This is a genomic window from Xenorhabdus sp. PB61.4 (assembly GCF_963894935.1).
Lineage (GTDB): Bacteria > Pseudomonadota > Gammaproteobacteria > Enterobacterales > Enterobacteriaceae > Xenorhabdus > Xenorhabdus stockiae.
Genome location: NZ_CAWQJR010000150.1, coordinates 18,899 through 43,284 on the forward strand (window position 1 = coordinate 18,899; position 24,386 = coordinate 43,284).

Consider the following 24,386-nt stretch of genomic DNA (forward strand, 5'->3'; position numbering starts at 1 on the left):
AATCAATATGATTAACGCTGTTCTACATCTTGCGTAAACTGGAGGATGATAAATTCCGCAGGTCGAACAGCAGCCAGACCGACTTTGACTACCATTTGTCCCTGATTAATTTGATCTTCTGTCATCGTAATTCCCTTGCCAATCTGCACGAAATAGGCTTCCTCTTCTTTGGTGCCCGCCAATCCGCCTTGTTGCCACAAGCTATAAAGATAATTATTGATTGCTGCTCTAACACGTTCCCACGTTGGCTGGCTGTTAGGTTCAAACATGGCAAAGCTCATGGTGCGCTTAACATCCCGCTCGATGGTATTGAATAAACGACGCACAGGGACATAGCGCCAGTTGTCACTGTCTTCCAACGTCCTTGCTCCCCAAACGGTGGTGCCGGTATTACTGAAAGTGCGGATCATATTAATGGCACGCTTAGCGTTATATGCTCCCTGAACTTCATCCGTGACCAAAAATGCCGGTTCCAGTCCGCCCTTTAATGCAACATTGGCAGGGGCTTTCCATACACCGCGGGAGAGATCGACGGAAGCATAAACACCAGCCATAACCGCACTCGGTGGAATAGTAATTTTTGCCCAATCCGCTTTCAGCCATGGGTAGTAAACTGCGGCAAACGCGGTAGCGTCATATTTACTCTTGATGGTTTCTACATTCGTGATAGTCAAGGCTTCTTCAGGGCCATCAAAAATGGCAAATAATCCTTTTCCCGGCTGACATAAAATTGCTGCGGCTGTTTTAATATCTTCACCCGCAGCAACCAGCAAAGTGACATCATCTAAGGTTGGAACCACTTTTTCTAAATTACTGGTCTTGATGAGATAACAATAACCTCCGCCATTAGTAAAATAAGCCCGCAGAGAAACTGATAATTTATCTTCTGCATCAAATTTGTTTGATACCTTATTAAGGTATTCCATCCAGGAGTTAATTCGGAATGCGGTGTTTTCGGCAATAACATTATTTTTTTCATTCACTGCAAAAACAGGAACGGCTGTAGCACTACTGGATATAGATAGCGCCAGATTATTTAATTCTTCAATATAAACGCCGGGGTAGCTGGTAACTGTTGTCATAAAAAATCCCTTATATGGAATGATTAACTATCAATGCCTCAATTAGCCTGCATAGTGACGCGATCAGCCGCCAGCGTAATTTCCTGAACGGCAATATCATTGCTGGTGGCATCAAAGGAAGGAGACGTTAATGAAGTAGGAAAAGCATTAGCGACATTCCAGGTCATTAATAATTCAGAACCTGCATCATTGGTTAAGCTAATGGTAATATCTTTTTTCTCAACTTGATTCAGTTGGATAGAATTAATCCAGTCAAATAACTCAGTTTTACCCGGAAAAACACCTTTACGCAGGGTAATATTAATAGGTTGATGTTGACCTGGCATTTTGAACCAATTACCTACACCGTCACGATATTCGATGGTTTCATAATTAATATCCAGACCTGAAACGCTATTGAATGGAATCTGTTCACCGCCAACAGAAACAACAAAACGATAAGAAGGAATAGGATATTCAGCAGCAATTTGAGACGTACTTGTAGACATAATAGCCTCTCTTTTAAATAAAAGTGATTATGGTTGATTAAATTACTTAGGGTGCAGAAAAGCATTTGTTTAGATAAAGCTACCGCCACAAAATGAAAGTAAACTTTCTTCTGAAAAATTTTTGTAGCGTTGTTAGTTTTATATCGGCATTGATCGTGCCGAAAATTTTATATTGAGTACATTGCCAATAATGCAAATTGCTTTTTATGCAAATTCACCTTCCCGAATTAATAAATTAATTTTTGTAGCACTTAATAACGTTTAATAACCATCAAAAATAATTTAATGAATAAATTGAAAACACTAATCAAAAATTAACCAGAGATAAAATTAATCATAAATAGAAATTAGAGTGTAATAATTTAGGTATGGCGAAAATGAATGGAGAAATTAAACCAGGAAGGAATTTGAATTATTAAATCATCAAATTGTTTTTCTTTTGTTAAAGAAAAATACCGATCCTGAAGATCGGCATATTTATTTAACAAAACCCAATTACAATGGCATACGGTATTCAATCATGCCTGACTTTTCAGCCACCCAGTTATAAAGGCGCTGACCACGCAGATTCGTTTCATGTGTATGCCAGTATAACCGCCCACAATGTTGTTTTTGTGCTTCATGTTGGACAAATTCAATCAGCTTTTTACCGATATGACGCCCTCTGAATTCCGGTGAAACAAAGAGATCTTCAAGGTAACAAAAGTCAGTTTCAGACCATGTAGCACGGTGATAGAGATAATGAACAAAGCCAAGAATTTTACCGCTCTCTAATGCGACCGCACAGTGCATGGGTTCTTTTACATCAAAAAATCTGGCCCACGTCTTTTCAGTAATATTTTTCGCTAAATCAACTTTATAAAAATCCTGATATGCCTGCCAATAAACCAGCCATTGCGAATAATGTTCAGGAGAAACAAATTCAACAGTAACCGGTAATAAATCATTGCTCATGATAACTCCTCTCAAATAAAAGCCATCCTATTTGATTTTGATCGTAAAAATCATAATGACGAAATGACGGAGCAATATTACAATTCCATTTGGTACTTAATAAGATACACTTTTATTATTATTTAAGGATCCACTTTATCATGGTGTGCAAACCACAGTCCCCGTTTCCGCATTTACTCTTAAATAATGGCTACATTAAGGATCAGGTTTACCACACGATAAGAAATGCTATTCTTGATGGTCGGCTCACCGAAAACACCAAAATCCCATCCACAAGAGCACTGGCTGAAATGATGGCAATTTCACGTAATTCCGCGATTGCCGGTTTTGAGCGCCTGATAGATGAAGGATATTTGACAGCACGTAAAGGTTCAGGAACCTATGTATCAACCACGATCCCGGATGAGTTGATCACAACAAATCCTTCTCCTGATTACCCGAAAAGAAAAGTGATTTCAGCACCAGACCTCAGCGCTACTGCAAATAGACTGATACCATTCTGGGAAAAAATACCATTAACGAATGGCCAATCTTCCACATTTAATATTGGTGTCGGTTGTGTGGATCAATTTCCTCATGAATTATGGGGACGGTTAACCGGCAGAGTCTGGCGTCACTCTAAAAAAGCAATTGGCCAATTTAACCGACCTGATGGCTATCCATTACTAAAAAAAGTGCTGGCTGATTACGTTCATTCGACCCGCGGTGTAAATTGCCACGAAGATCAAATTATTATTGTTAACGGTACTCAGCAGGCAATCAATTTAACTGCTCAGGCATTATTACAACCTGATGATAAAGTCTGGTTAGATGACCCCGGTTATGACAGTGCCAGAGCCATATTCACCTCGATGGGCGCACAAATCGCGCCTATTCCTTCCGATGAACAAGGGATGGATATTGCTTATGGCGCAGCCAATCACTCCGATGCAAGGTTAGTTTATACTTCCCCTTCCCACCAATTCCCGCTGGGAACTACATTGGCACTATCACGGCGTTTAGCGCTTCTTGACTGGGCTAATCAACACAATGCATGGATTTTTGAAGACGACTATAACAGTGAGTACCGCTATTTTTCTAAGCCCATTCAGGCACTGCAAGGATTGGATACCACTCAGCGGGTCATTTACGCCGGCACCTTCTCAAAAATGCTGTACCCCGGTTTACGCATTGGTTTTTTAGTCGTTCCAGAGGCATTAATTGATACGTTCACGATGATGAAATATTACAGCGATACACTCTCTGGTTATCTGGAACAGGTAGTATTAGCTCATTTCATACAAGAAGGCCATTATGCGCGCCATGTACGTCGCGTCAGAAAATTATGTTATGAAAGGCAAACCGCATTATTTAATGCCATAAATCGATACCTTCCTCATATTTTCGATGTGAATATCACTGATTCGGGCATCCATATGGTGTGCCGGTTAAAAGACGGTTTTACCGAAAAAGGGATTATTACAAAATGCAGGCAATTAGGTTTAGGTGCTCAGCCATTATCACGCTACTGTATTCACTCCTTTTCTGATAAAGCGATTCTTTTCGGCTACGCCGCCCATACACCAGCCGAAATTAATGAAAATATAAAGCGATTGAGTAAATTACTGGTTTAGGTGCAATCATTGGCGGGTTAGTGATTTCTGAGTGAGGATTAATCAATATCGGCTATGTGGCAGCCAGTATTGCTGCAATAACTATTTTCATAGTGCCGTGGGTAGCCTGACAAAGACATTAGATATACACAATGGATTTCAAGATGCGTCGCGGCGGCAAGGGAGTGAATCCCCGGGAGCATAGATAACCGTATGTTTATAAAAACGGTGACTGGGGTGAACGAGCGTAGCCAACAAAGAGGCAACCTGAAAGACGAAGTGTATATTTATGTTCAAGGTCAATCAGACTTGATTGACCTTATCACTCTATCGTTGCTTCTTTTTTTTAAACTCCATTTCTTTTAATTTAAAAGAATGACATAAGCTGGATTTAATTTTTCCATTTACTTATTGATAAAAAAGTATAAAAATATAGTCGCTTAATCATGGAGAAGATTAATATGAAGCAATATCTATTAATAACAACGAGTATATTATTATCTTTATTTTTAGTCTTTGGTGTCGCTCCAACACTATTTTCGGCTAAAAGTGATTTATCTGTAGTTATAGCAATTATCATTATTTTATTTGTGGTGCCTGCCATCCTCTATTTCACCATCAAAAAACTAATAAAATGGAGTAAAAATAAATGAGTATTAGAAAGGGATTTATTAAAACAATATTAGTTTCACTTATTGCGGTCGGATTGGCTGGTTGTGAGCGGGCGAAGGTACCCGCCGGAAATGTAGGGATCAAAGTCGATTTGTATGGTTCAGATAAGGGAGTACAAAACGAAAAGTTAGGTACAGGAAAATATTGGCTAAGTTGGAACGAGGAAGTTTATTTGTTCCCTCTGTTTAAGCAATTACACCAATATCAAGATCCGTTTTTATTTCAAACCTCTGATTCTATGTCAGTCAGCGCATCTGTTGGCATAGAATATCGCGTTGTAGAAGATAAAGTCATTGAAGTATTTAAGACTTACCGAGCCGGTGTTAAAGAAATTACAGATAGCAATATTCGCCAATTAATTGCTGACTCTTTAATCAATCATGGCTCAAAAATGGATATTGATAAATTATCTTCCGGTGGAAAAACTCAATTACTAGAGTCAGTAACAACTGACTTGCGTAAACAATTGGAGCCTGTAGGTATTGAGATCCAAAAAGTCAGCTGGCTTGGTAAAATGGATTATCCAAATGAAGTGATCGATGCAATCAATAAGAAAAACAGAGCAGTTCAAGAAGCGCAAATGCGCAAAAATGAAGTTGAACGCTCTAAAGCAGAAGCCGATAAAATGATTGAAGAGGCTCGTGGTCAGGCGGAATCCATCAGGTTAAAAGCTCTGGCTGAAGCTGATGCCATCGCATTACGTGGTGAAGCTCTGCGTAAAAACCCAGAAGTTTTGCAACTGGAAGCCGTAAATAAATGGGATGGCGTAATGCCTCAATATTTAGGCAGCGGTGCTCCTATGCCATTCCTTCAGGTAGAGAAAAAGAAATAATCAATAAAAAAAGAAGGCGCTTTTCGCGCCTTTTGAATTTGATGCATTTCCTAATCTTTTCATTACATTAAGATACGATCTTACTTCTTTTCGATAGTTTTACTGTTTTGCTTTTTCGTGCTCTAAACAGAGGGAAAAAGCCTATTAGAGAAAATAAAAACCCAAAGAGTGAAAAAATAAGAGCAATACCATAAAGGCTAGAAAAATTATTTAATTGAGCATTAGCAGGATTATCTTTCAAATAGATAATCTCTAATTTTTCACCAATGTTATAGCTGGCTGGATTACTTCCGGAAGAGGAGGTGAATTGAACTTCTTTACCTTCTTCGGTTGTAAAATTAATAACCGGATGATAATATTTGCTCTCTTTTTTTCCTTTAGACTTATTTGAATTTGAGATATGTAACTCTAATTTTGTTACAACCCCTGTTGTTTTCACCCCATCCAACATAAGCACTACTGTCGATTTAGCAGAATGAAATGCACCAAAAAGAAATAAAACTCCAACAAATGCCACTAATCCTAAAAGAATTTTATATTTAGTTTCCATAGATCTCTTCTATTCCTTATTATCCACTTTTGTGGAAAAATTTATCTTTATTGCTCAATATAAATTCTTTCTTCCGGTAATAAACCTTTGGCTAAATCCAACTGATTATTTTTTACCAACTCATGGATGTGATGTACTGTGTCGGTGATATCAGTGATATTACTAATCCAATGACTAACATAGTTTTCAACAGCCTGATTTCGCAATCCGATCTGGATTGTCCTCTGCTCTAATTTGTTCAATGAGATATCCCGTTCCGGATCCCACTGAATAACAACATCACTGTGTTGTACTTTCTTTTTCCAGACTTCCCTTGAATCAGAGAATTCAGAATGATAGTGGCTAATAACACCTTGTTGGATAATTTCCCGAAATCCTTCATGGGTAATATCAATTGCTAAAATGCGTTTTTGACCCTCGTCTTTCATCCCCCAGCCGGATCGGTACATCATCCATAAGAATGAGGGTTTGATCCATGTCATGCGTGTCATACTAAAAGGAGGAGAAACGAAAGTATTATTTTGTATAGCGCTATCGGCAATTGAGTCTGAAAATGCCTGATATACCCGAATATATTGTTCGGTGTAAAATGCTCGAATCGGATTATCTTTATACGAAAACATATTATCTCTATTTTTACTTTTAAATAAATCAATCAATGGCAGCTAGGAATTTATAGAAATATCTATTAAATTTGTGTAACTGTACAACAGGCCACTTTTTAAGGAAAGGTAATTTTATGTTTAGGATTACATCATGAATCGTATTGATATATATATTGACATGTTGAGATTTGCACTTCCCCATATCAGAAATGTGCAAACACACGGTTTTATTCGCAAAGGGCGAGATAAATCCTGCTATCAAGAGGCGGAATTATTACATAATATTGTTTCTTATCTAAAAGAGACAGAAATTTGTGAGCACGATATTTATTTTTTAAATAGTCAAGCCAGATATTATCTAGAAAATGCAAATGACAGAATGTGTTCTAACTATAACTATCATAAAAAGAGAATCAAAATGTTATTTGAGTTGGTGCCAGATGAAATGAGAAATAAATTAGAATGGAAAGGACCTGAAGATTAATGACTTTATAGTAAGGTGATCATTGAGATGATCACCTTATTATTCCAACAACTAATACTACCTAGCACCACCAATTGTCGCCGTCATTCTTATCTGGCGATTATCGGTAATTTCAAGATTAGAAAGTACAACCAACCGAGGCAATATACGGCGCAAGAAACGTGACAGTAATGGGCGCAGCGCATGGTTGACCAACAGTACCGGTGGTGCTCCCAGCATTTCCTGACGCTCCAGTGCTTCTGCCGCCTGACGCTCCAGACTTTCAGCCAATCCCGGCTCCAGTCCGCCACCACCCTGTAATGCCTGAAGCAGAATACGCTCAAGGTTTGCATCCAGACCAATCACTTTAATTTCATCCACGCCCGGGAACCATTGCTGAGCAATTGCTCTACCCAGTGCAATTCGGATGGCAGCTGTCAGTTCGTAAGGGTCAGTCTGTACCGGTGCATGTTCCGCCAGCGTTTCAATAACAGTTCGCATATCACGGATTGGTACTTGTTCCGCTAACAGATTTTGTAGAACCTTATGTAAGGTCGTCAGGCTGACAACATCAGGGATAAAGTTTTCTGTCAGTTTCGGCATTTCCTGACTCACTCGTTCGAACAGTTGCTGTGCTTCATGTCTGCCGAACAGTTCACTGGAGTGCTGAGACAATAAATGGTTAAGATGTGTCGCCACAACCGTACTTGCCGCTACCACGGTATAACCCTGTACCTGAGCCTGTTCCCTTAAACTGTCATCAATCCAGACAGCAGGTAGACCAAAGGCCGGGTCTTTCGTCAGGTCACCCTGTAAATCACCGACTGCTCCACCCGGATTAATTGCCAGCCAACGTCCCGGATGGGCTTCACCACGACCAATTTCTACCCCTTTCATCATGATGCGATAGCTTGCAGGAGCAAGTTCAAGGTTGTCACGGATATGGACAACAGGCGGTAAATAACCCACTTCCTGTGCGAATTTTTTACGGATACCACTGATACGACCAAGCAACTCGCCATTCTGACGAAAATCAACCATCGGGATCAAACGATAACCGACTTCCATTCCCAGTGGGTCTTCCAGTTGGACATCAGACCATGAAGCTTCCGCGGTTTGCTGTTGCTCTTCCACCGCTTTCATCTCTGCATGTTGTGCCGTAAACGGATCTTTATCCTTACGCAACAGGAAATAACCGACTCCCGCTAATGCAGCAGTGAACAACAGGAAAACAAAGTTAGGCATTCCCGGCACTAAACCAAGTAAACCTAATACACCAGCACTCAACATTAAAACTTTAGGGTTGTTGAAAAGCTGAGTCACCATCTGCTGACCAACATCTTCGTCAGTCGCTACGCGAGTAACGATAACACCCGCAGCGGTAGAGATGATCAACGCCGGTAACTGGGCAACCAGACCGTCACCAATGGTCAACAGCGTATAGGCTTCCGCAGCATCACCCAGACTCATATTGTGCTGGGCAACACCAACAATTAAGCCACCGATAATATTGATTACCAGAATCATTAATCCGGCAATGGCATCTCCACGCACGAATTTACTCGCACCATCCATTGAACCGTAGAAATCCGCTTCTTGTGTCACTTCTGCACGACGTTTTTTCGCTTCATCTTCACCAATCAATCCGGCATTCAAATCAGCATCAATCGCCATCTGTTTGCCGGGCATTCCATCAAGTACAAAGCGCGCACCGACTTCGGCGATACGCCCCGCACCTTTGGTGATGACCATAAAGTTAATCAGGATAAGGATGACGAACACAACAATACCAATGGCAAAATTACCACCGACAAGGAAGTGGCCGAAGGCTTCTACCACCTGCCCTGCCGCCGCTGATCCGGTATGTCCTTCCATCAGAATGATACGCGTAGAAGCTACGTTCAGTGACAGACGCAATAAAGTCGAAAACAGTAGGATCGTCGGAAAAGCAGCAAAATCCAGTGTCCGACGCGTAAACATTGCCACCAGCAAGACCATGATGGAAAGTGCAATGTTGAATGTGAACAGGAGATCGAGCAGAAATGGTGGTAACGGTAGTACCATCATCGACAGGATCATGAGGATCAGTACAGGCCCCGCAAGCATTTGCCACTCGGAACCTTTCATATTCCCCGGTAAACGATTCCCTGATAAACGTAATAATGAGGCCAGATTAGCCATGACGATTATTTTCTCCAGCAAAATCCAGTGCTGGCGGCACTGGCAGATTTTCAGGTGTTTTTGGTTTCAGGCCACCTTCCCGTTTCCAACGTTTTAATTGGTAAACCCAGGCAAGCACTTCAGCAACGGCAGCATAAAGTGCTGCCGGAATAAAGCCCCCCACTTCAGCATGACGGAATAATGCCCTTGCTAATGGAGGCGCTTCCAATAACGGAATTCGATTTTCCGCACCAATCTCTTTGATACGCAAGGCAATAAGCCCAGCCCCTTTCGCCAGTACTTTAGGTGCGCCCATTTTGTTACTGTCATACTGTAAAGCTACTGCGTAGTGAGTCGGGTTCGTGACAATGACATCCGCTTTCGGCACATCCGCCATCATGCGCTTACGTGCAGCCGCACGCTGCTGTTGGCGAATACGCGCCTTTACATGTGGATCCCCTTCCTGCTCCTTAAATTCATCCTTGATCTCCTGACGGGTCATTCTCAGTTTTTTCAGGTGGCTGCGGATCTGATAAAGCACGTCAAACGCCACCATTGGTATCAGCATAAACAGGACAATGTAGCCTGCAAAAATCAGCATCATCATGGCATCACTCAACGCCACCAGCGGTGGTTGAGTTGTCAGGTTCAGCATGGCAGGCCAGTTTGCCCAGATAAATAGTGCGGCCCCTCCTCCTACCAATGACGCTTTCAGAATTGCCTTGAACAACTCTGCCAACGCATTCATGGAGAAGATTTTCTTCAGACCCGCAATCGGGTTCAGTTTAGTCAGATCAAATTTGATTGATTTCGAACTGAATATCAGCCCGCCCATTAACGTTGGTGCGCTCAGGGCAATCAAAACCAATCCGGTAAACACAGGTAATACTGCCCAGACAGCCTGTTTCAACAAGCGACCCACCTGTTGCACCATCTGTTTATCATTACTGACCATGTTATGGTCAAAATTAAATCCTTCGAATACCATCAATGAAAGTTCGTGAGTGAGTGATTGTCCGCTCATCCAGAGCAAACTGACACCTCCCGCTAACATCAGGATAGAAGTGAGTTCCTTCGAACGCGCTATCTGCCCCTCTTTTCGAGCTTTTTCCCGTTTATGGGGCGTGGGTTCTTCGGTTTTTTCGAGATCGCTATCTTCAGCCACAGCTTTCCTTGGTGAGCATTCGTTATTGCATGCAGGAAATTTGTCCTTAACAAGCTTCAGCAAAGGACAAATAAAATATTGCTAAGCATGACAAAAGCGACGAAATTCAATGGCGGGAACACTGCGGAATTTGCGAGGATATTTGGGGCATTATACGCCCCATGAATTAAAAGTATTCAGTGCAACCAATAAGGTAAGAATTTCGAAAGTGGCAGATAGATGAAATTCACACCTTACTGACAGTAAAACGCCGTGCCCATAGCAAAATCATAACTAACACAGCCAGTGGCAAACCGTGGAATATGATAATGACGCTGGAAGGTGGCAGCCAGACGTAGAACGGTGCGACCAATAGCATTCCTACACCAAATCCTGTCATTTGCAGTAGGGTCAGCAGACTGAAAATGGGCAACCGCAGGCTTTCCGGTTCACTTTGTGCCCGGGAAATTAAACTCACTTCTGCAATTCCATCCCCAATCCCTGCCCAGACTGCAAACACCAGCAACCAAAGCTGGTCAGTTTGTTGAAACGTCAGGATAAAGCCCGTTGACATCAATGCAACACCGAGAAAAAACAGCTTTTCCATTTTCAATAAGTTGCGGCTACGTAGCAAATAACTGGCTAAACGCGCACCACTGAATTTTCCCACCGCCCATGTTGCCAATAACAGGCCCATTACCGTACTGGCATTATCTGGGTTCAGGAGCTTGGAAATGATAGGAAAACCGACGTTATGGGCAGCACTGCCCAGTGTATCCGCCAGACTGAGAAATAACATTCCGGCCAGTATCGGTGCTCCGCGTAACCCAAGACGTAATTCTCGCCATTCGCTCCCTAAAGCGCGTGTTCCTTGTGACTCTGGTTTGGTGAGAAAACGCAGTGGCATAATCAATATTGCTGCCACCAGATAGGTAATGATGTTGACAATAAACACCATTTCGTAACCACTGCCGGCAACCAGTAAACCGGATATCAGGCTGCCAAGTACTGCACCGGTGGCCGCAACGGAAGTCAGCCAGGAATTCGTTGATATACGTTGTGAAGCAGATACCCAATGTGGAAGCTGGCTGTTTAACCCGATGGCAAACATTGAGTTACCCAGCCCAATCCCAAAAGCAATCGCTGGTAAGATCAATAATTGCTGTGAAACCGGAATTATCAGTAACAAACACAGCAATAAAACCCGCAATAAATCGAAACAAACCAGCGGCCATCGCCCTGTATATCGCCGGAAAAAAGGGGTTCCAATTAAACTGGCAATAACCCCACCAGCAACACGACAAGCCAGAAAAATACTGACGTGCATGACACTGTTACTAAGCAGGTAAACGTAAGTGGATAACGCCACCATATTCAGAAACGCGCCGAAATCAGAGACAAACCTCGCACTCACGATAAATAACGCATTACGGCCAGACCAACGCACATTCAAACTATTTTCCTGACTTAACATTATTATTAGCTCTCTTATTATTCAGGAAACTGCCGGAAAGTGACCAACAATAAATCCCGAAATGCCTCAGAGGTAGGAGATATTTGCCGAACATTGCTTGCCCGATGATAAAGTTGTTTGTCATCTATTGCGAGCGTTTCCAGAAATTTAGTCATCGCTGTTTGCAGTAAAGGCGGAGCTTCATCGCTACTTACATGAACCTCAGAAATCACAGGAGCAATATTATTGCCCTGAATAAAATGCATAAAGATCCACTCCTGTCCATCCTGATGAATACCGGAAGTTGTCGGACTCTCTTTTCCTGACGAAGCTTTCACCCGGAATTGGTGGATATCAATCGAATAACGATGACCTTTTACTAATCGTCCGCCCAAGATAGCAATATTCGTTGAAAGAATACGTTGCATAATAGGGTGGTTAATAAACCCTTCTTCCGCATAGCTAAGTTGGTTAACTCCTTTTGTATATTCAACGTTATAGATTACTGATGAACGATATTCACTGTCTCGGTTAAGTTGCAAAGGATTTTCCATGCCGGGATAATAATAGTAACGCAGAATTCGCCTTTCCCTGTGCGTATAGTTTTTAAAGTTCTGATCCAGTTTTAAATTATTCCAATAATTTTTAAATGTTCTGGCATCTTCTTCATAATATGAAATAAGTTCATCAAAATGAGGAATATGGCAATAATGCTCATCCATTAATTGTGCCGAAATTTCTGCAATTCGCATGAGTGACAGCCCTTATAAAATTGGTGTAATAATGGGTTTTACATGCTGTATTATTTCATCGTGTAATGCATAGGCATGGAAAGCATTATCAACTTTTGCCCAGCACCTTATCAGGTAATGTTCTTCTGTTTCCGCATCAATATAACAGCCAGCCGGCTGAGTCCGGCATTCGATGACACAAGCATTGTTTTTGATGTACTCAATATTTTCTATTCCATGAAAATAACCACTATTTTCCGGATAAATAGCTAACATAGAATAATGCTGTTTGCCTGTCATCGCCTTTTGTTGGCCTAGTTTAATCTGAGCATCAATATCTTGCTCATGTAAAAGAATAGAAAGATAAAGCTGGTAAGGATTTAATCCTGCAACATCACGAAATGCGGTACTTACAAATAAACCACCAAGCCGCGGATTAATTTCAATAACTATCGGGCCATCCGCCGTCATGCGGAATTCAAGATGAGCAATAGAATAGTTCAACCCGACAGCTTGTATGCAGGCAATGGCATAATCTCTGATTTGTTCCTGTTCTGTTTCGGTAAATGAAACAGGCGGAGAAATAAGCAAATTCTCTAATATCGTATTATTTTTTTCAGTCAAAATCAGTTTTTCATTTATTAATATCGGATAAGTTTCATCCTGAGTCATTACACACTCAACAGTCCCTTCAATACCCTCAATATATTCTTCCAGCAGCATACTTTGTCCGGGCTGATTTAGGAGTGATATACCCTCAGCGGTAAAATAGGTCTCAATCATTCCCAGAAACTGAATTGAAGCGGTAGATTTGTACTGTATTTTAAATAATTGGTAATGAGATTGTAATTCAGACCAGTTATTGCATTTCTTAATAAAAACTGAACCTGCGCCAAAAGGGGGTTTTGCTATAACCGGATAACCAATTATTTCTGCCTGCTTATATAATTCCTCTTCACTGTTACACAATGCATAATTTATTGATCTAACTCCATGCTTTTGTAATGCCTGACGCATAAGAAATTTGTTGTTACAGGCAGCAATAGAAGCAGAAGACGTGTGAGGTATCCCGATTTTTTGGCAAATTTCAGCAATAATACAGCCCAACTGCCCATAGGCAGAAGCCTGTCCCGCATAACAGAGAATTGCGCACAGATTGTAAGTTTGTTGCAAGCTAATAACAAACTCCTGCAAGGATTCAGCCGATAACGATGCTAAGAAAAAAACTTCATCACTGTCAGCAAAAAGCCGTTCTGTATTCTGACGACCTTTATGCGCTACCGTCAGGCAAGATATTCCCATCTTTTTTGCTTCTGCAAAATGAGGTTCTCGGTAGTAATAACGTGTTACATCCGCTTCATCAATATCAACAAATAGAATTGCATTCGGTTTCATTTGGTATCCTTAAAATGCATAGTCTATATACCCTTAGTATTTCAGATAGCTGGATGACTGACTCTCAGCTGTCAACGCCCTGAAATCTATCGGGTATACATTTATTTTTGAATTTATTAAATTAACCGTTGATAAAACAATAAATGGGATTAATTATCTAACCATTCACATTGCTCATTTTTCCAATTGATAAAGCGGTAATAATGTTGACTGCCACGCGTTTCGAAATAAGGAATTTCATCAGGATCCGTGAACAGTGGAACAGTAAATTTCCCCTTCATATGTGGCAAAACATATTCCGGCAAGGCAATGTTAGAAACCCGGCGCTTGAGCTTTTTCATGATAGCGATACCATCATTAATTGAGGCTTTATATTCTGAAGAACCCGGCGAGAAAGGCATAAAGTGATAGAGATAATAAGGTTTCACGCCAATACGATAAAGCGCTATAAATAACTTATGCAGGGTTTCTTCACTATCATTAATTCCACGTAAAAAAGGCATATTGGAAAAAACAATCGGCACAACTTGTTGAATACGACGTACCGCAGACTGGAATTCCTCACTGATTTCCAGTGGATGACAAATATGTACACCAAAAGCATTAACCCGATATTTTTCCAGAGCTTCTAACAGATTATCGGTAATACGGTAAGGATTAAAAGTGAGAGCACGGGAATGAATACGAATTAACAGATCACCCCTGATTTCTCTGATAGCTGCGAGGGATTCAGCTAATTTGTTATCCGTCAGCATAAGGGGATCACCGCCGCTCAGGATAACTTCTTCGATCGAAGGCGTATTCTTAATGTATTCGATGGATTGCTGGAAGGAACTACGGCCTGCATTGGATTTTTCTGAATCAACTTTCAATGTTCGCAGGGCTTCAAAACAGAACTGACAGTAGGAATTACAGGCATTGACCATGCGCAAAATGACTCGATTGTCATATTTATGCTGGCAAATAGGGGTTTTCATTTCATGATTCAGTTCCCAGTTTTCTGATTCCCCATCATAACCATTCAACTTTTCTTCACTCCAGAATGGAACAACTTGCCGCCAGAGTGGATTTGCAGTGATATCGTCAGATTGACTGGTGGCTAAAATACGACGCAGATAATAAGGGGTGATCTGCATCTTTTGCCCTTGTAGATTTTGTTGAATACGCTGGGTTATTTCTTCACTCCATCCGCCACAGGCTAAACGTAAAGCTTCTTCATCACGGATGGCATTTTTTTGCTGCCAGCGCCAGTCAATCCAGTTTTCAGTTGAAGTAGTCAAAATTTGCTGAGAATGAGGTACGACATGGCTATATTTCATTATTATTGCCTCTAATTTTCATTATTATATTAATTGCATTAATTTCGTACCTCTCATAAATAGCATGCTCCCATATCTCAATCTGTGCGTTAAGCTTGATAACACTTAGCTGGAGACATAGGAGCAATTTCAATTTATAGCTTTTATTTAATAATTATTAATCTGTTTTCATTGCCGTTTTAATTTCAATGCTGTTTGCCTTAATTTCAAGGCTGTCCGCATTCACATCATGGATATGATCTTTGGTCAAACGGTATACCACCGGGCTTAACAGGGCAATCGCAATTAAGTTAGGGATAGCCATCATTGCATTGAGTGTATCTGCTAATAGCCAAACTAAGCTTAGTGACTGAGTCGCGCCAATTGGCAGGGCAATGATCCAGACAATACGAAAAGGTGTAATGGCTTTCGTTCCAAATAAGTACTGGATACATTTTTCACCGTAGAAACTCCAGCCTAAGATGGTTGTGAAAGCAAAGATAGCCAGAGCAAGCGCAACAAGGTAGTGCCCTCCCGGAATAACTGCTGAGAAAGAACTCGCTGTTAGTGTTGCGCCGGTTTCTCCTGTCAGCCAGCCACCGGTAATAACAATTGTCAGCCCGGTAATGGAGCAAACTATAATGGTATCGATAAAAGTGCCCAACATGGCGATTAAGCCCTGCCGGATAGGGTTTTGAGTTTTTGCTGCTGCGTGAGCGATAGGCGCACTTCCCATACCGGCTTCGTTAGAGAATACACCACGGGCAATACCAAAGCGGATTGCAGCCCAGACTGCTGCACCGGCAAATCCGCCCTGAGCCGCAACAGGAGTAAACGCAGACTTAATGATCAAAGCGATTGCTTCCGGAATAGCAGTCACGTTAAGCCCCAGAACGATAATCCCGATCGCCAAGTAACCGACGGTCATCACAGGAACCAGTTTACCTGCAACATCAGAGATACGCTTAATGCCACCAATCAGTACCGCACCAACCAGAAGAACCAGTGCAACGGCAGTAATGGCTTTATCAATACCAAAGCTACTGTGTAGTACTTCAGCAACCGAGTTGGCCTGTACTGTATTACCAATACCAAAACCGGCCATACTGCCAAATAAGGCAAATAACGTTCCCAGCCAGACCCATTTTTTTCCTAATCCATTTTTGATGTAGTACATGGGGCCGCCCACATAGTTACCGTTTTTGTCTGTTTCACGGTAACGTACTGCCAGCACGGCTTCAGAATATTTAGTCGCCATTCCTACCAATGCCGTCATCCACATCCAGAACAGTGCTCCTGGCCCACCCATGACAATAGCGGTCGCTACCCCGGCAATGTTTCCTGTACCTATTGTTGCGGATAATGCGGTCATTAATGCATTAAAAGGTGAAATCTGCCCTTCGCCACGTTGTTTGTTTTTTTGGAAAAGTAATTTAAAACCTGTTCCTAATTTACGGATAGGCAGGAAAGACAGGCGGATTTGCATGAAAATACCAATGCCCAGAAGACCAATCAACATTGGTACTCCCCATACAACCCCGTTTATTGCACCTAACCATTGTGTGATCAGCTCCATATACAACCCTCGGAATTATAAATAACAAGTTAGCAACAAAATTGTTTCAACTAAATAAAGAGCATTTTGAGAAAATAATCGAGAACTAATTGCTATCTCTTGTTAATAAAACTTAATACTGTGAGTATGATCACCGAGTCAGGCGGCATGTTAATGATTTTATTTAATACTGTCCTTCGCCATAACAAAATCAAGGACAAAGCACTATTTTGTGAATTTTTATCACGTAATTTGGTAAATTTTAGGTTTTTATAATGGAAAAGTCGGTATTATCTCCTTATGAATAGTTCATTACATAATTAAGGGTTATCCGTGGCAAAAATTGGTTATATCAGGGTATCAACAAGTGACCAGAATAGTGATTTACAAAGAAATGCACTAGCCAATATCCACTGTGAAATGATTTTTGAAGATAAAATCAGTGGAAGAACCGCCAATCGTCCGGGATTAAAACGTGCATTGAAGCATCTGAAATCTGGCGATACGCTGGTTGTCTGGAAGCTGGATCGTCTGGGGCGCAGTGTAAAAAATCTGGTGACATTAATTTCAGAACTGAATGAACAGGGAATTCATTTCCAAAGTCTGACGGATAGTATTGATACCAGTACCGCTATGGGGCGTTTTTTCTTCCATGTAATGAGTGCACTGGCAGAAATGGAACGTGAGTTGATCGTCGAAAGAACAAATGCAGGCCTGGCTGCGGCCCGGGAACAAGGCAGGATCGGCGGACGGCCTGTCAGATTTACCGAAGAAGATCGACAACAGGCCGCCAGATTACTGCATAAAGGCCATACCCGAAAGCAACTATCCATTATTTATGATGTATCACTGTCAACCATTTATAAATATTTACCCGTGAATTTAGCCTCTACGTCAACCCTTTCAGAGTAAAAACTACGGCTCTGGCTAGCGACGCTGTAAAAAATCGTTGATAACACTCACCCATTCTGTTGGGTTTTCCAGCGGTACAGCATGACCACTCTTCACTTCCCTGTACTGGCTATTTTTCACAGACTGATGAACTTCTCGTACCAGATAAGGCGGGATAAGCGTATCGTGACTTAATCCGATAATTAATGTGTCTTTATTTATCCGGGTCAGGTGATTCTCGATATTTACTGATAACCCCAGAGCTATGCGTTTGTCCGTCTCTTTTTCTGAGGGTCTGGCACAGATTTGATTGAGAGTATCCTGCCCCAGTGATGAAATAAATTCCGGGCTAAGAACATGGGATAAGCCAAAGGCAGTTGCTAAAGCCTGATCACTGTTTTCCAGTTTTAACCAAGTTGTGAACATCAACCTAAAATAGGGATCGTCATTGGTTGCCCACGGAGCAGTCAATACTAGTCGATTTACTAATTGTGGATGAGTCGCGGCAACAACCACAGCAACAACGGCCCCCAAAGAGAACCCCACTAAATCCACAGGCTCATCGCTACTATCATTGATAACTGCGACTACTTGCTCTGCAAGGTGTTCAATCGTCAGCTCTCCGGATGGCAAACTGGAATTACCACAGCCCGCATAGTCAGGGATAATAACTGTCCGGTCACGATTAAATGGAGTTTTTATCTTTCCAAAACTACTATTTCCATCGCTATTTGTACCATGCAGAAACATCACTGGGTTCTGGGAGTTTTCCTGATTTTCACTAAAGTCTTTACGATAAGAAACAAATAAATCTGCCAGATGGATCGTTTTTTCGATCGTATGCACTGTCTATTACCCCGCCTAGATTTAAATGGTGCTGTTTTATACTCTAAATCAATGAGATAACACTGTGATCTATTCCAAAATCCAGCATATTGGTTATTACTTTGTTTTAGATGATAAAAGAATGCATCATTGTCTACTTTTGGCATTTTTAACAGGCAAATGAGCCAATTTTGCACTATAAATTCGGCTCCTGAAATTGATACACCGTTATGTTGAATCGGGTTCAGCCCCGCGACTGCGTCGGCATGGGGCACCCGAACCCGATTTACATATAACGATAGTATGCGCACAGGTGCGCATACTATCAGATTTAATGACTTTGCTGATTCTTTAACTCTATCATTTTGTTTATTTCTTTTGCGTTCCAGTCAGGTCCTGTATAGACGCTATGATGCTGGTTGTACCACCATTCAGGCATCGTATCTGGGAACATTGTGTAATTGCTATCAGCGCACGCAGATAGCAAAGCGCTAATAGCAAAAATTGCTGTCACTTTTAATGATGATAATTTTTTCATTTGATTAACGTTATAGTTTGTTTTTGTTGGCACCCACTCTGGTTATTATATCAAAGCGACATTGGTTGAAATTCGCACCTTGAAATCCATAATTGGGCTGTTTTTCCCACAGACAATACAGCACCGAAGGCAACCCCGTCCTGTACTATAGGGGCAGTCTAAGACTAGAGTCCGTCACGGTCAGAAATCTTGTATAATTTATCGGTAGGTTTGAGGTTTTTTAACTTAGTGTCTGTCAGCATAGCCGCATCCTTTTTATCTTTCTGATACCGTCAATAATCGCATGCTGATACGGTGAGGTTTGGGGATGAAAAGACCCTGAAATCAGGGTCTTAATTTAAAAATCATGATGATTTGGTGAGGCTTGGGAAGGCTTTATATCATTCCCACTCAATTGTTGCTGGTGGTTTACCGCTTATGTCATAGACTACGCGCGATATCCCACTGACTTCATTGATGATACGGTTTGATACACGGCCAAGGAAATCATATGGCAGGTGTGCCCAGTGCGCGGTCATAAAGTCGATGGTTTCTACTGCACGCAGGGAGACAACCCAGTCATATTTACGTCCATCACCCATTACGCCGACAGAACGAACTGGCAGGAATACGGTAAATGCCTGACTAACTTTGTTATACAGATCGGCTTTATGCAACTCTTCAATAAAGATAGCATCAGCACGACGCAGCAAGTCACAGTATTCTTTCTTCACTTCACCCAGTACACGTACACCAAGACCCGGGCCCGGGAATGGGTGGCGGTACAGCATGTCATATGGCAGGCCCAGTTCCAGACCGATGCGGCGAACTTCGTCTTTGAACAGCTCTTTCAGAGGCTCAACCAGACCCAGAGCCATATCTTCAGGCAAACCACCCACGTTGTGGTGAGATTTGATTACATGTGCGTTACCTGTCGCTGATGCTGCTGATTCGATAACATCCGGGTAAATCGTGCCCTGTGCCAGCCATTTAACCTGAGTCTGTTTTGAAGCTTCTTCATCAAACACGTCGATAAATACGTGACCGATGGTTTTACGTTTAGCTTCAGGATCATTAATTCCCGCCAGTGCGGAAAGGAAGCGATCTTCAGCTTTAACATGGATGATGTTCAGGTCGAATTTACCCTCGAACATGTCCATCACCTGATCCGCTTCATTCAGACGAAGCAGGCCATTGTCTACAAATACGCAGGTCAGACGTTTGCCAATTGCGCGGTTCAGCAGCAGCGCTGTTACTGAGGAATCGACACCACCAGACAGAGCAAGGATAACTTTATCATCACCGATCTGCGCACGCAGACGCTCTACGATATCATCAATGATAGAGGCAGGTGTCCACAGGGCTTCACACTGACAAATATCCAGCACAAAGCGTTTCAGGATGTTCAGACCCTGATGAGTATGAGTTACTTCCGGGTGGAACTGTACACCATAAAAACGTTTTTCTTCATTCGCCATGATAGCAAATGGGCAGCTATCAGTGCTGGCTACAGTAGTGAAGCCTTCCGGAATGGCAGTAACTTTATCGCCATGGCTCATCCACACATCCAGTACCGGTGTACCTGATTCATTCAGTGCATCCTGAATACCGCGGAACAGTTCGCTATCACCTTTCAGCTCAACCTGAGCATAGCCAAACTCACGCTCATTAGAGGTAGAAACTTCTCCACCCAATTGCATAGACATGGTTTGCATGCCATAGCAGACACCCAATACCGGCACACCCGCGTTGAACACATATTCTGGCGCACGTGGACTGTTGTTCTCAGTTGTGCTTTCCGGGCCACCAGAAAGAATGATACCGCTAGGGTTAAATGCACGGATTTGTTCTTCAGTGACATTCCATGTCCAAAGTTCACAATAAACACCGATTTCACGGATACGGCGGGCAATAAGTTGTGTATATTGCGAGCCAAAATCAAGGATCAGAATGCGATGCTGATGGATATTAGTTGTCATTAGAGGTGAATTCCCAAAACAAGTGGCAATTAAAAAGTAAAAAAATCAGTGACCCGCTATTGCGAGCCACTGTGTAAGTAAATTACAGACCTAAACGGTAATTTGGTGATTCTTTCGTGATAGTCACGTCATGAACGTGACTTTCCTGAATACCAGCGCCACTGATACGAACGAATTCTGCTTTAGTTCTCAGTTCATCAATCGTAGCGCAGCCTGTCAGACCCATACAGGAGCGTAGTCCACCCATTTGTTGGTGAATGATATTTTTCAGCAATCCTTTATAAGCAACACGGCCTTCGATACCTTCCGGTACTAATTTATCTGCCGCATTATCAGTCTGGAAGTAGCGATCAGAAGAACCTTTGGACATTGCGCCCAGAGAACCCATTCCACGATAGGATTTAAACGAGCGGCCCTGATAGAGTTCGATTTCACCCGGAGATTCTTCTGTACCTGCCAGCATTGAACCAACCATCACACATGCAGCACCTGCGGCAATCGCTTTAGCGATGTCACCGGAGAAGCGGATACCACCGTCAGCAATAACCGGGATCCCTGTTCCTTCCAGTGCTTCTACTGCGTCAGCAATCGCGGTAATTTGTGGTACACCAACACCGGTCACGATACGGGTAGTACAGATAGAACCAGGGCCGATACCGACTTTAACGGCATTCACACCTGCTTCTACCAGCGCTTTAGCGCCTTCACCGGTTGCTACGTTACCACCAATGATTTGCAGATTAGGGTATTTAGCACGGGTTTCGCGGATACGCTGCAAAACACCTTCAGAATGACCGTGGGATGAGTCAATCAGCAACACGTCCACACCAGCCGCTACCAGCGCATCAACACGATCTTCATTGCCAGCACCGGCACCAACAGCAGCACCTACACGCAGACGACCCTGCTCATCTTTACAAGCGTTTGGTTTACGTTCTGCTTTCTGAAAATCTTTCACTGTGATCATGCCGAGCAAATGGAAGTTATCATCAACAACCAATGCTTTCTCAACGCGTTTTTCGTGCATTTTCTGCAATACTACATCGCGGGCTTCACCTTCTTTTACCGTCACCAGACGCTCTTTTGGCGTCATGACTGCGGTAACTGGCAATTCCAAATCTGTAACAAAACGCACATCACGGCCAGTGATGATACCAACCAGTTCGTTAGATTCAGTTACGACAGGATAACCAGCGAAGCCATTACGCGCAGCTAATTCATTGACTTCACGCAGTGTCGTTTGTGGCGTTACAGTGACAGGATCGGTGACAACACCACTTTCATGTTTTTTCACGCGGCTGACTTCTTCAGCCTGACGTTCAATAGGCATGTTTTTGTGAATAAAACCAATTCCCCCTTCCTGTGCCAGCGCGATAGCCAGAGAAGATTCCGTCACGGTATCCATTGCTGCTGAGAGCATAGGCACGTTCAGGCGAATAGTAGATGTTAATTGTGTGGACAAATCTGCCGTGTTAGGCAGAACTGTAGAATGGGCAGGAACCAACAGAACGTCGTCAAAAGTTAATGCTTCTTTTTTAATTCGTAACATGAGCAATATCTCACCAAGCTATGGGGCGTCAATAAGGGATAAAATATTGCCGCGGCATTATACAGGCCGTAATCGGTTGCCTCCAGCATTTTCTGAAAAAATTTCTTGATTAGTGGTGGCGAGCAGTTATTATCAGTCAATTAAGTCCTTGTTTTAAAATTTGATCTAGCTCACATGTCACTGCCAACCAACACTGGAATTTTTTCTGTTAGTCGTCTGAATCAGACGGTTCGTCAGCTATTAGAACTGGAAATGGGTAAAATTTGGCTCAGTGCTGAAATTTCTAACTTTTCCCAGCCTTCGTCCGGTCATTGGTATTTCACGCTGAAAGATGAGCGGGCACAAATCCGGGCTGCAATGTTTCGTAGTTACAATTTACGGGCAACATTCCGGCCACAAAACGGTCAGCAGGTGTTAGTAAGAGCACAGATCACTCTGTATGAGCCACGGGGTGATTATCAGTTGATTGTGGAAAGTATCCAGCCTGCCGGTGATGGGTTGCTGCAACAACAATTTGAAGTTTTAAAACAAAAACTCACCGCTGAAGGGTTATTTGAGCAGATTTATAAAAAATCGCTTCCCTCGCCTGCAAAACGGCTTGGTGTGATTACTTCAGCCAGTGGTGCTGCGTTACACGATATTCTGAATATTCTGAAACGTCGTGACCCTTCTCTACCCGTTATTGTTTACCCTACCGCAGTTCAGGGAGCAGAAGCACCGTTACAAATTATTCGGGCGATTGAATTAGCTAATATCCGGCAGGAATGTGATGTTCTCATTCTCGGGCGCGGTGGTGGCTCACTGGAAGATTTATGGTGTTTTAATGATGAACAAGTAGCACGGGCGATATTCCACAGCCAAATTCCTGTCGTCAGTGCCGTCGGGCATGAAACTGATGTCACCATTGCAGATTTCGTCGCTGATTTACGTGCACCCACACCTTCCGCTGCGGCTGAGTTAGTTAGTCGTAATCAACTTGAGCTACTGAGACAAGTTCAGTCCCTGCAACAGCGCCTCGAAATGGCAATGGATTACTTCTTTGCCCAGAAGCAACGTGTTTTTAATGGATTACACCACCGCCTCCAGCAACAAAGCCCTGATTTACGGCTGGCTCGTCAACAAAATCGTTTATCTGAATTACGCCAGAAATTAATTGACGGTTTATTACGTCATTTAAAACAGAATTCTGCTGCCAGTGAAAAATTAATTCAGCGTCTGTTACAACACACTCCTGAGCAGGAGATAAGACATTATAGCCAGCATATTCAACAAATTGATTTTCGCTTAAAACAGGCAATTGAGCGGCAATTATCCCGCTATAAAGAGAAATTCGCTGTTTCCTGTTCGCGTATGGAAGCTGTCAGCCCGCTGGCAACCTTGAGTCGCGGTTATAGTATCAGCGAAACGCCGGATGGGAAGTTGCTGAAGCAGGTTAAGCAGGTAAAAGTGGGTGATTCACTGAAAACACGAGTACAGGATGGTTGGGTTGAGAGCCAGGTGACACAAGTAAAGAAAGCCAGTAAGAGAAAAAAATAAATTCACATTATAATTTTTAAATTAATAAGGGGGTTATATTAAAATCCCCTCCCTTATTATATCCCCCCCCATTTTGTCACTTGATGAATGACATCTTTACTCTACACTTAATTAT

21 protein-coding genes are annotated in these 24,386 nt (G+C 42.3%); 6 read left to right on the top strand and 15 right to left on the bottom strand.

Going from position 1 to position 24,386, the window contains the following annotated elements:
- Window positions 1–11: 11 nt before the first annotated feature.
- The 3 genes from AACX68_RS08765 to AACX68_RS08775 form a co-directional block, all read right to left on the bottom strand.
- Window positions 12–1,082, bottom strand: a complete 1,071-nt coding sequence (locus AACX68_RS08765; protein WP_228858904.1) for a phage tail sheath family protein — start codon at window positions 1,080–1,082, stop codon at window positions 12–14.
- A gap of 38 nt (window positions 1,083–1,120) precedes the next feature.
- A complete protein-coding gene (locus AACX68_RS08770) occupies window positions 1,121–1,570 on the bottom strand; it encodes a phage tail protein (protein ID WP_228858905.1) in 450 nt (149 codons plus the stop codon).
- A gap of 495 nt (window positions 1,571–2,065) precedes the next feature.
- The gene (locus AACX68_RS08775) at window positions 2,066–2,524 is read right to left on the bottom strand and encodes a GNAT family N-acetyltransferase (protein ID WP_228858906.1); all 459 of its coding nucleotides are present in this window, start codon (window positions 2,522–2,524) and stop codon (window positions 2,066–2,068) included.
- A gap of 140 nt (window positions 2,525–2,664) precedes the next feature.
- Here AACX68_RS08775 and pdxR point away from each other — a divergent pair, with 140 nt between their 5' ends.
- From pdxR to AACX68_RS08790, 3 genes are all read left to right on the top strand, one after another.
- Window positions 2,665–4,137 (top strand): MocR-like pyridoxine biosynthesis transcription factor PdxR, encoded by a 1,473-nt coding sequence (gene pdxR / locus AACX68_RS08780; RefSeq protein ID WP_228858907.1) that lies wholly within the window; start codon window positions 2,665–2,667, stop codon window positions 4,135–4,137.
- Between the two features lie 440 nt (window positions 4,138–4,577).
- Window positions 4,578–4,769, top strand: coding sequence for a hypothetical protein (locus AACX68_RS08785; protein ID WP_228858908.1), 192 nt, complete (start codon window positions 4,578–4,580; stop codon window positions 4,767–4,769).
- The gene (locus AACX68_RS08790; protein ID WP_228858909.1) at window positions 4,766–5,620 is read left to right on the top strand and encodes an SPFH domain-containing protein; all 855 of its coding nucleotides are present in this window, start codon (window positions 4,766–4,768) and stop codon (window positions 5,618–5,620) included. Before AACX68_RS08785 ends, AACX68_RS08790 begins: the two co-directional genes overlap by 4 nt.
- 67 nt (window positions 5,621–5,687) lie before the next feature.
- Here AACX68_RS08790 and AACX68_RS08795 read toward each other — a convergent pair whose 3' ends face one another.
- Together AACX68_RS08795 and AACX68_RS08800 are read right to left on the bottom strand one after the other, a co-directional pair.
- Window positions 5,688–6,170 carry a DUF3592 domain-containing protein gene (locus AACX68_RS08795; protein ID WP_228858910.1) on the bottom strand — a complete coding sequence of 161 codons (483 nt, stop codon included), beginning with the start codon at window positions 6,168–6,170 and terminating at the stop codon, window positions 5,688–5,690.
- A gap of 47 nt (window positions 6,171–6,217) precedes the next feature.
- A complete protein-coding gene (locus tag AACX68_RS08800; protein WP_228858911.1) occupies window positions 6,218–6,793 on the bottom strand; it encodes a DUF4291 domain-containing protein in 576 nt (191 codons plus the stop codon).
- Between the two features lie 133 nt (window positions 6,794–6,926).
- On the opposite strand from AACX68_RS08800, the gene AACX68_RS08805 reads away from it, so the two are divergent.
- The gene (locus tag AACX68_RS08805) at window positions 6,927–7,259 is read left to right on the top strand and encodes a hypothetical protein (RefSeq protein ID WP_228858912.1); all 333 of its coding nucleotides are present in this window, start codon (window positions 6,927–6,929) and stop codon (window positions 7,257–7,259) included.
- A gap of 57 nt (window positions 7,260–7,316) precedes the next feature.
- On the opposite strand, the gene flhA is transcribed toward AACX68_RS08805, so the two are convergent.
- The 7 genes from flhA to AACX68_RS08840 form a co-directional block, all read right to left on the bottom strand.
- The gene (gene flhA / locus AACX68_RS08810) at window positions 7,317–9,419 is read right to left on the bottom strand and encodes a flagellar biosynthesis protein FlhA (RefSeq protein WP_228858913.1); all 2,103 of its coding nucleotides are present in this window, start codon (window positions 9,417–9,419) and stop codon (window positions 7,317–7,319) included.
- A complete protein-coding gene (gene flhB / locus AACX68_RS08815; protein WP_099110913.1) occupies window positions 9,412–10,563 on the bottom strand; it encodes a flagellar biosynthesis protein FlhB in 1,152 nt (383 codons plus the stop codon). Before flhB ends, flhA begins: the two co-directional genes overlap by 8 nt.
- A gap of 226 nt (window positions 10,564–10,789) precedes the next feature.
- The gene (locus AACX68_RS08820; protein ID WP_228858914.1) at window positions 10,790–12,016 is read right to left on the bottom strand and encodes an MFS transporter; all 1,227 of its coding nucleotides are present in this window, start codon (window positions 12,014–12,016) and stop codon (window positions 10,790–10,792) included.
- A gap of 17 nt (window positions 12,017–12,033) precedes the next feature.
- Entirely contained in the window at window positions 12,034–12,747 is a 714-nt protein-coding gene (locus AACX68_RS08825; protein ID WP_228858915.1) for a 2OG-Fe dioxygenase family protein, read from the bottom strand.
- Between the two features lie 12 nt (window positions 12,748–12,759).
- Window positions 12,760–14,121, bottom strand: coding sequence for an ATP-grasp domain-containing protein (locus tag AACX68_RS08830; RefSeq protein WP_228858916.1), 1,362 nt, complete (start codon window positions 14,119–14,121; stop codon window positions 12,760–12,762).
- A gap of 149 nt (window positions 14,122–14,270) precedes the next feature.
- The gene (locus tag AACX68_RS08835; protein WP_228858917.1) at window positions 14,271–15,440 is read right to left on the bottom strand and encodes a KamA family radical SAM protein; all 1,170 of its coding nucleotides are present in this window, start codon (window positions 15,438–15,440) and stop codon (window positions 14,271–14,273) included.
- Window positions 15,441–15,597: 157 nt separating this feature from the next.
- Window positions 15,598–16,995, bottom strand: coding sequence for an alanine/glycine:cation symporter family protein (locus AACX68_RS08840; RefSeq protein ID WP_228858918.1), 1,398 nt, complete (start codon window positions 16,993–16,995; stop codon window positions 15,598–15,600).
- 312 nt (window positions 16,996–17,307) lie between these two features.
- On the opposite strand from AACX68_RS08840, the gene AACX68_RS08845 reads away from it, so the two are divergent.
- Window positions 17,308–17,886 (top strand): recombinase family protein, encoded by a 579-nt coding sequence (locus AACX68_RS08845; RefSeq protein WP_099124242.1) that lies wholly within the window; start codon window positions 17,308–17,310, stop codon window positions 17,884–17,886.
- Between the two features lie 15 nt (window positions 17,887–17,901).
- Here AACX68_RS08845 and AACX68_RS08850 read toward each other — a convergent pair whose 3' ends face one another.
- From AACX68_RS08850 to guaB, 3 genes are all read right to left on the bottom strand, one after another.
- Entirely contained in the window at window positions 17,902–18,711 is an 810-nt protein-coding gene (locus tag AACX68_RS08850; RefSeq protein WP_228858919.1) for an alpha/beta fold hydrolase, read from the bottom strand.
- Window positions 18,712–19,608: 897 nt separating this feature from the next.
- On the bottom strand, window positions 19,609–21,186 hold the full coding sequence (gene guaA, locus AACX68_RS08855) for a glutamine-hydrolyzing GMP synthase (protein WP_099110908.1): 1,578 nt from the start codon (window positions 21,184–21,186) through the stop codon (window positions 19,609–19,611).
- Window positions 21,187–21,268: 82 nt separating this feature from the next.
- Window positions 21,269–22,735 carry an IMP dehydrogenase gene (guaB, locus tag AACX68_RS08860; RefSeq protein WP_228858920.1) on the bottom strand — a complete coding sequence of 489 codons (1,467 nt, stop codon included), beginning with the start codon at window positions 22,733–22,735 and terminating at the stop codon, window positions 21,269–21,271.
- A 174-nt stretch (window positions 22,736–22,909) separates the two neighbouring features.
- Here guaB and xseA point away from each other — a divergent pair, with 174 nt between their 5' ends.
- Entirely contained in the window at window positions 22,910–24,271 is a 1,362-nt protein-coding gene (gene xseA / locus AACX68_RS08865; protein WP_228858921.1) for an exodeoxyribonuclease VII large subunit, read from the top strand.
- Window positions 24,272–24,386 lie beyond the last annotated feature (115 nt).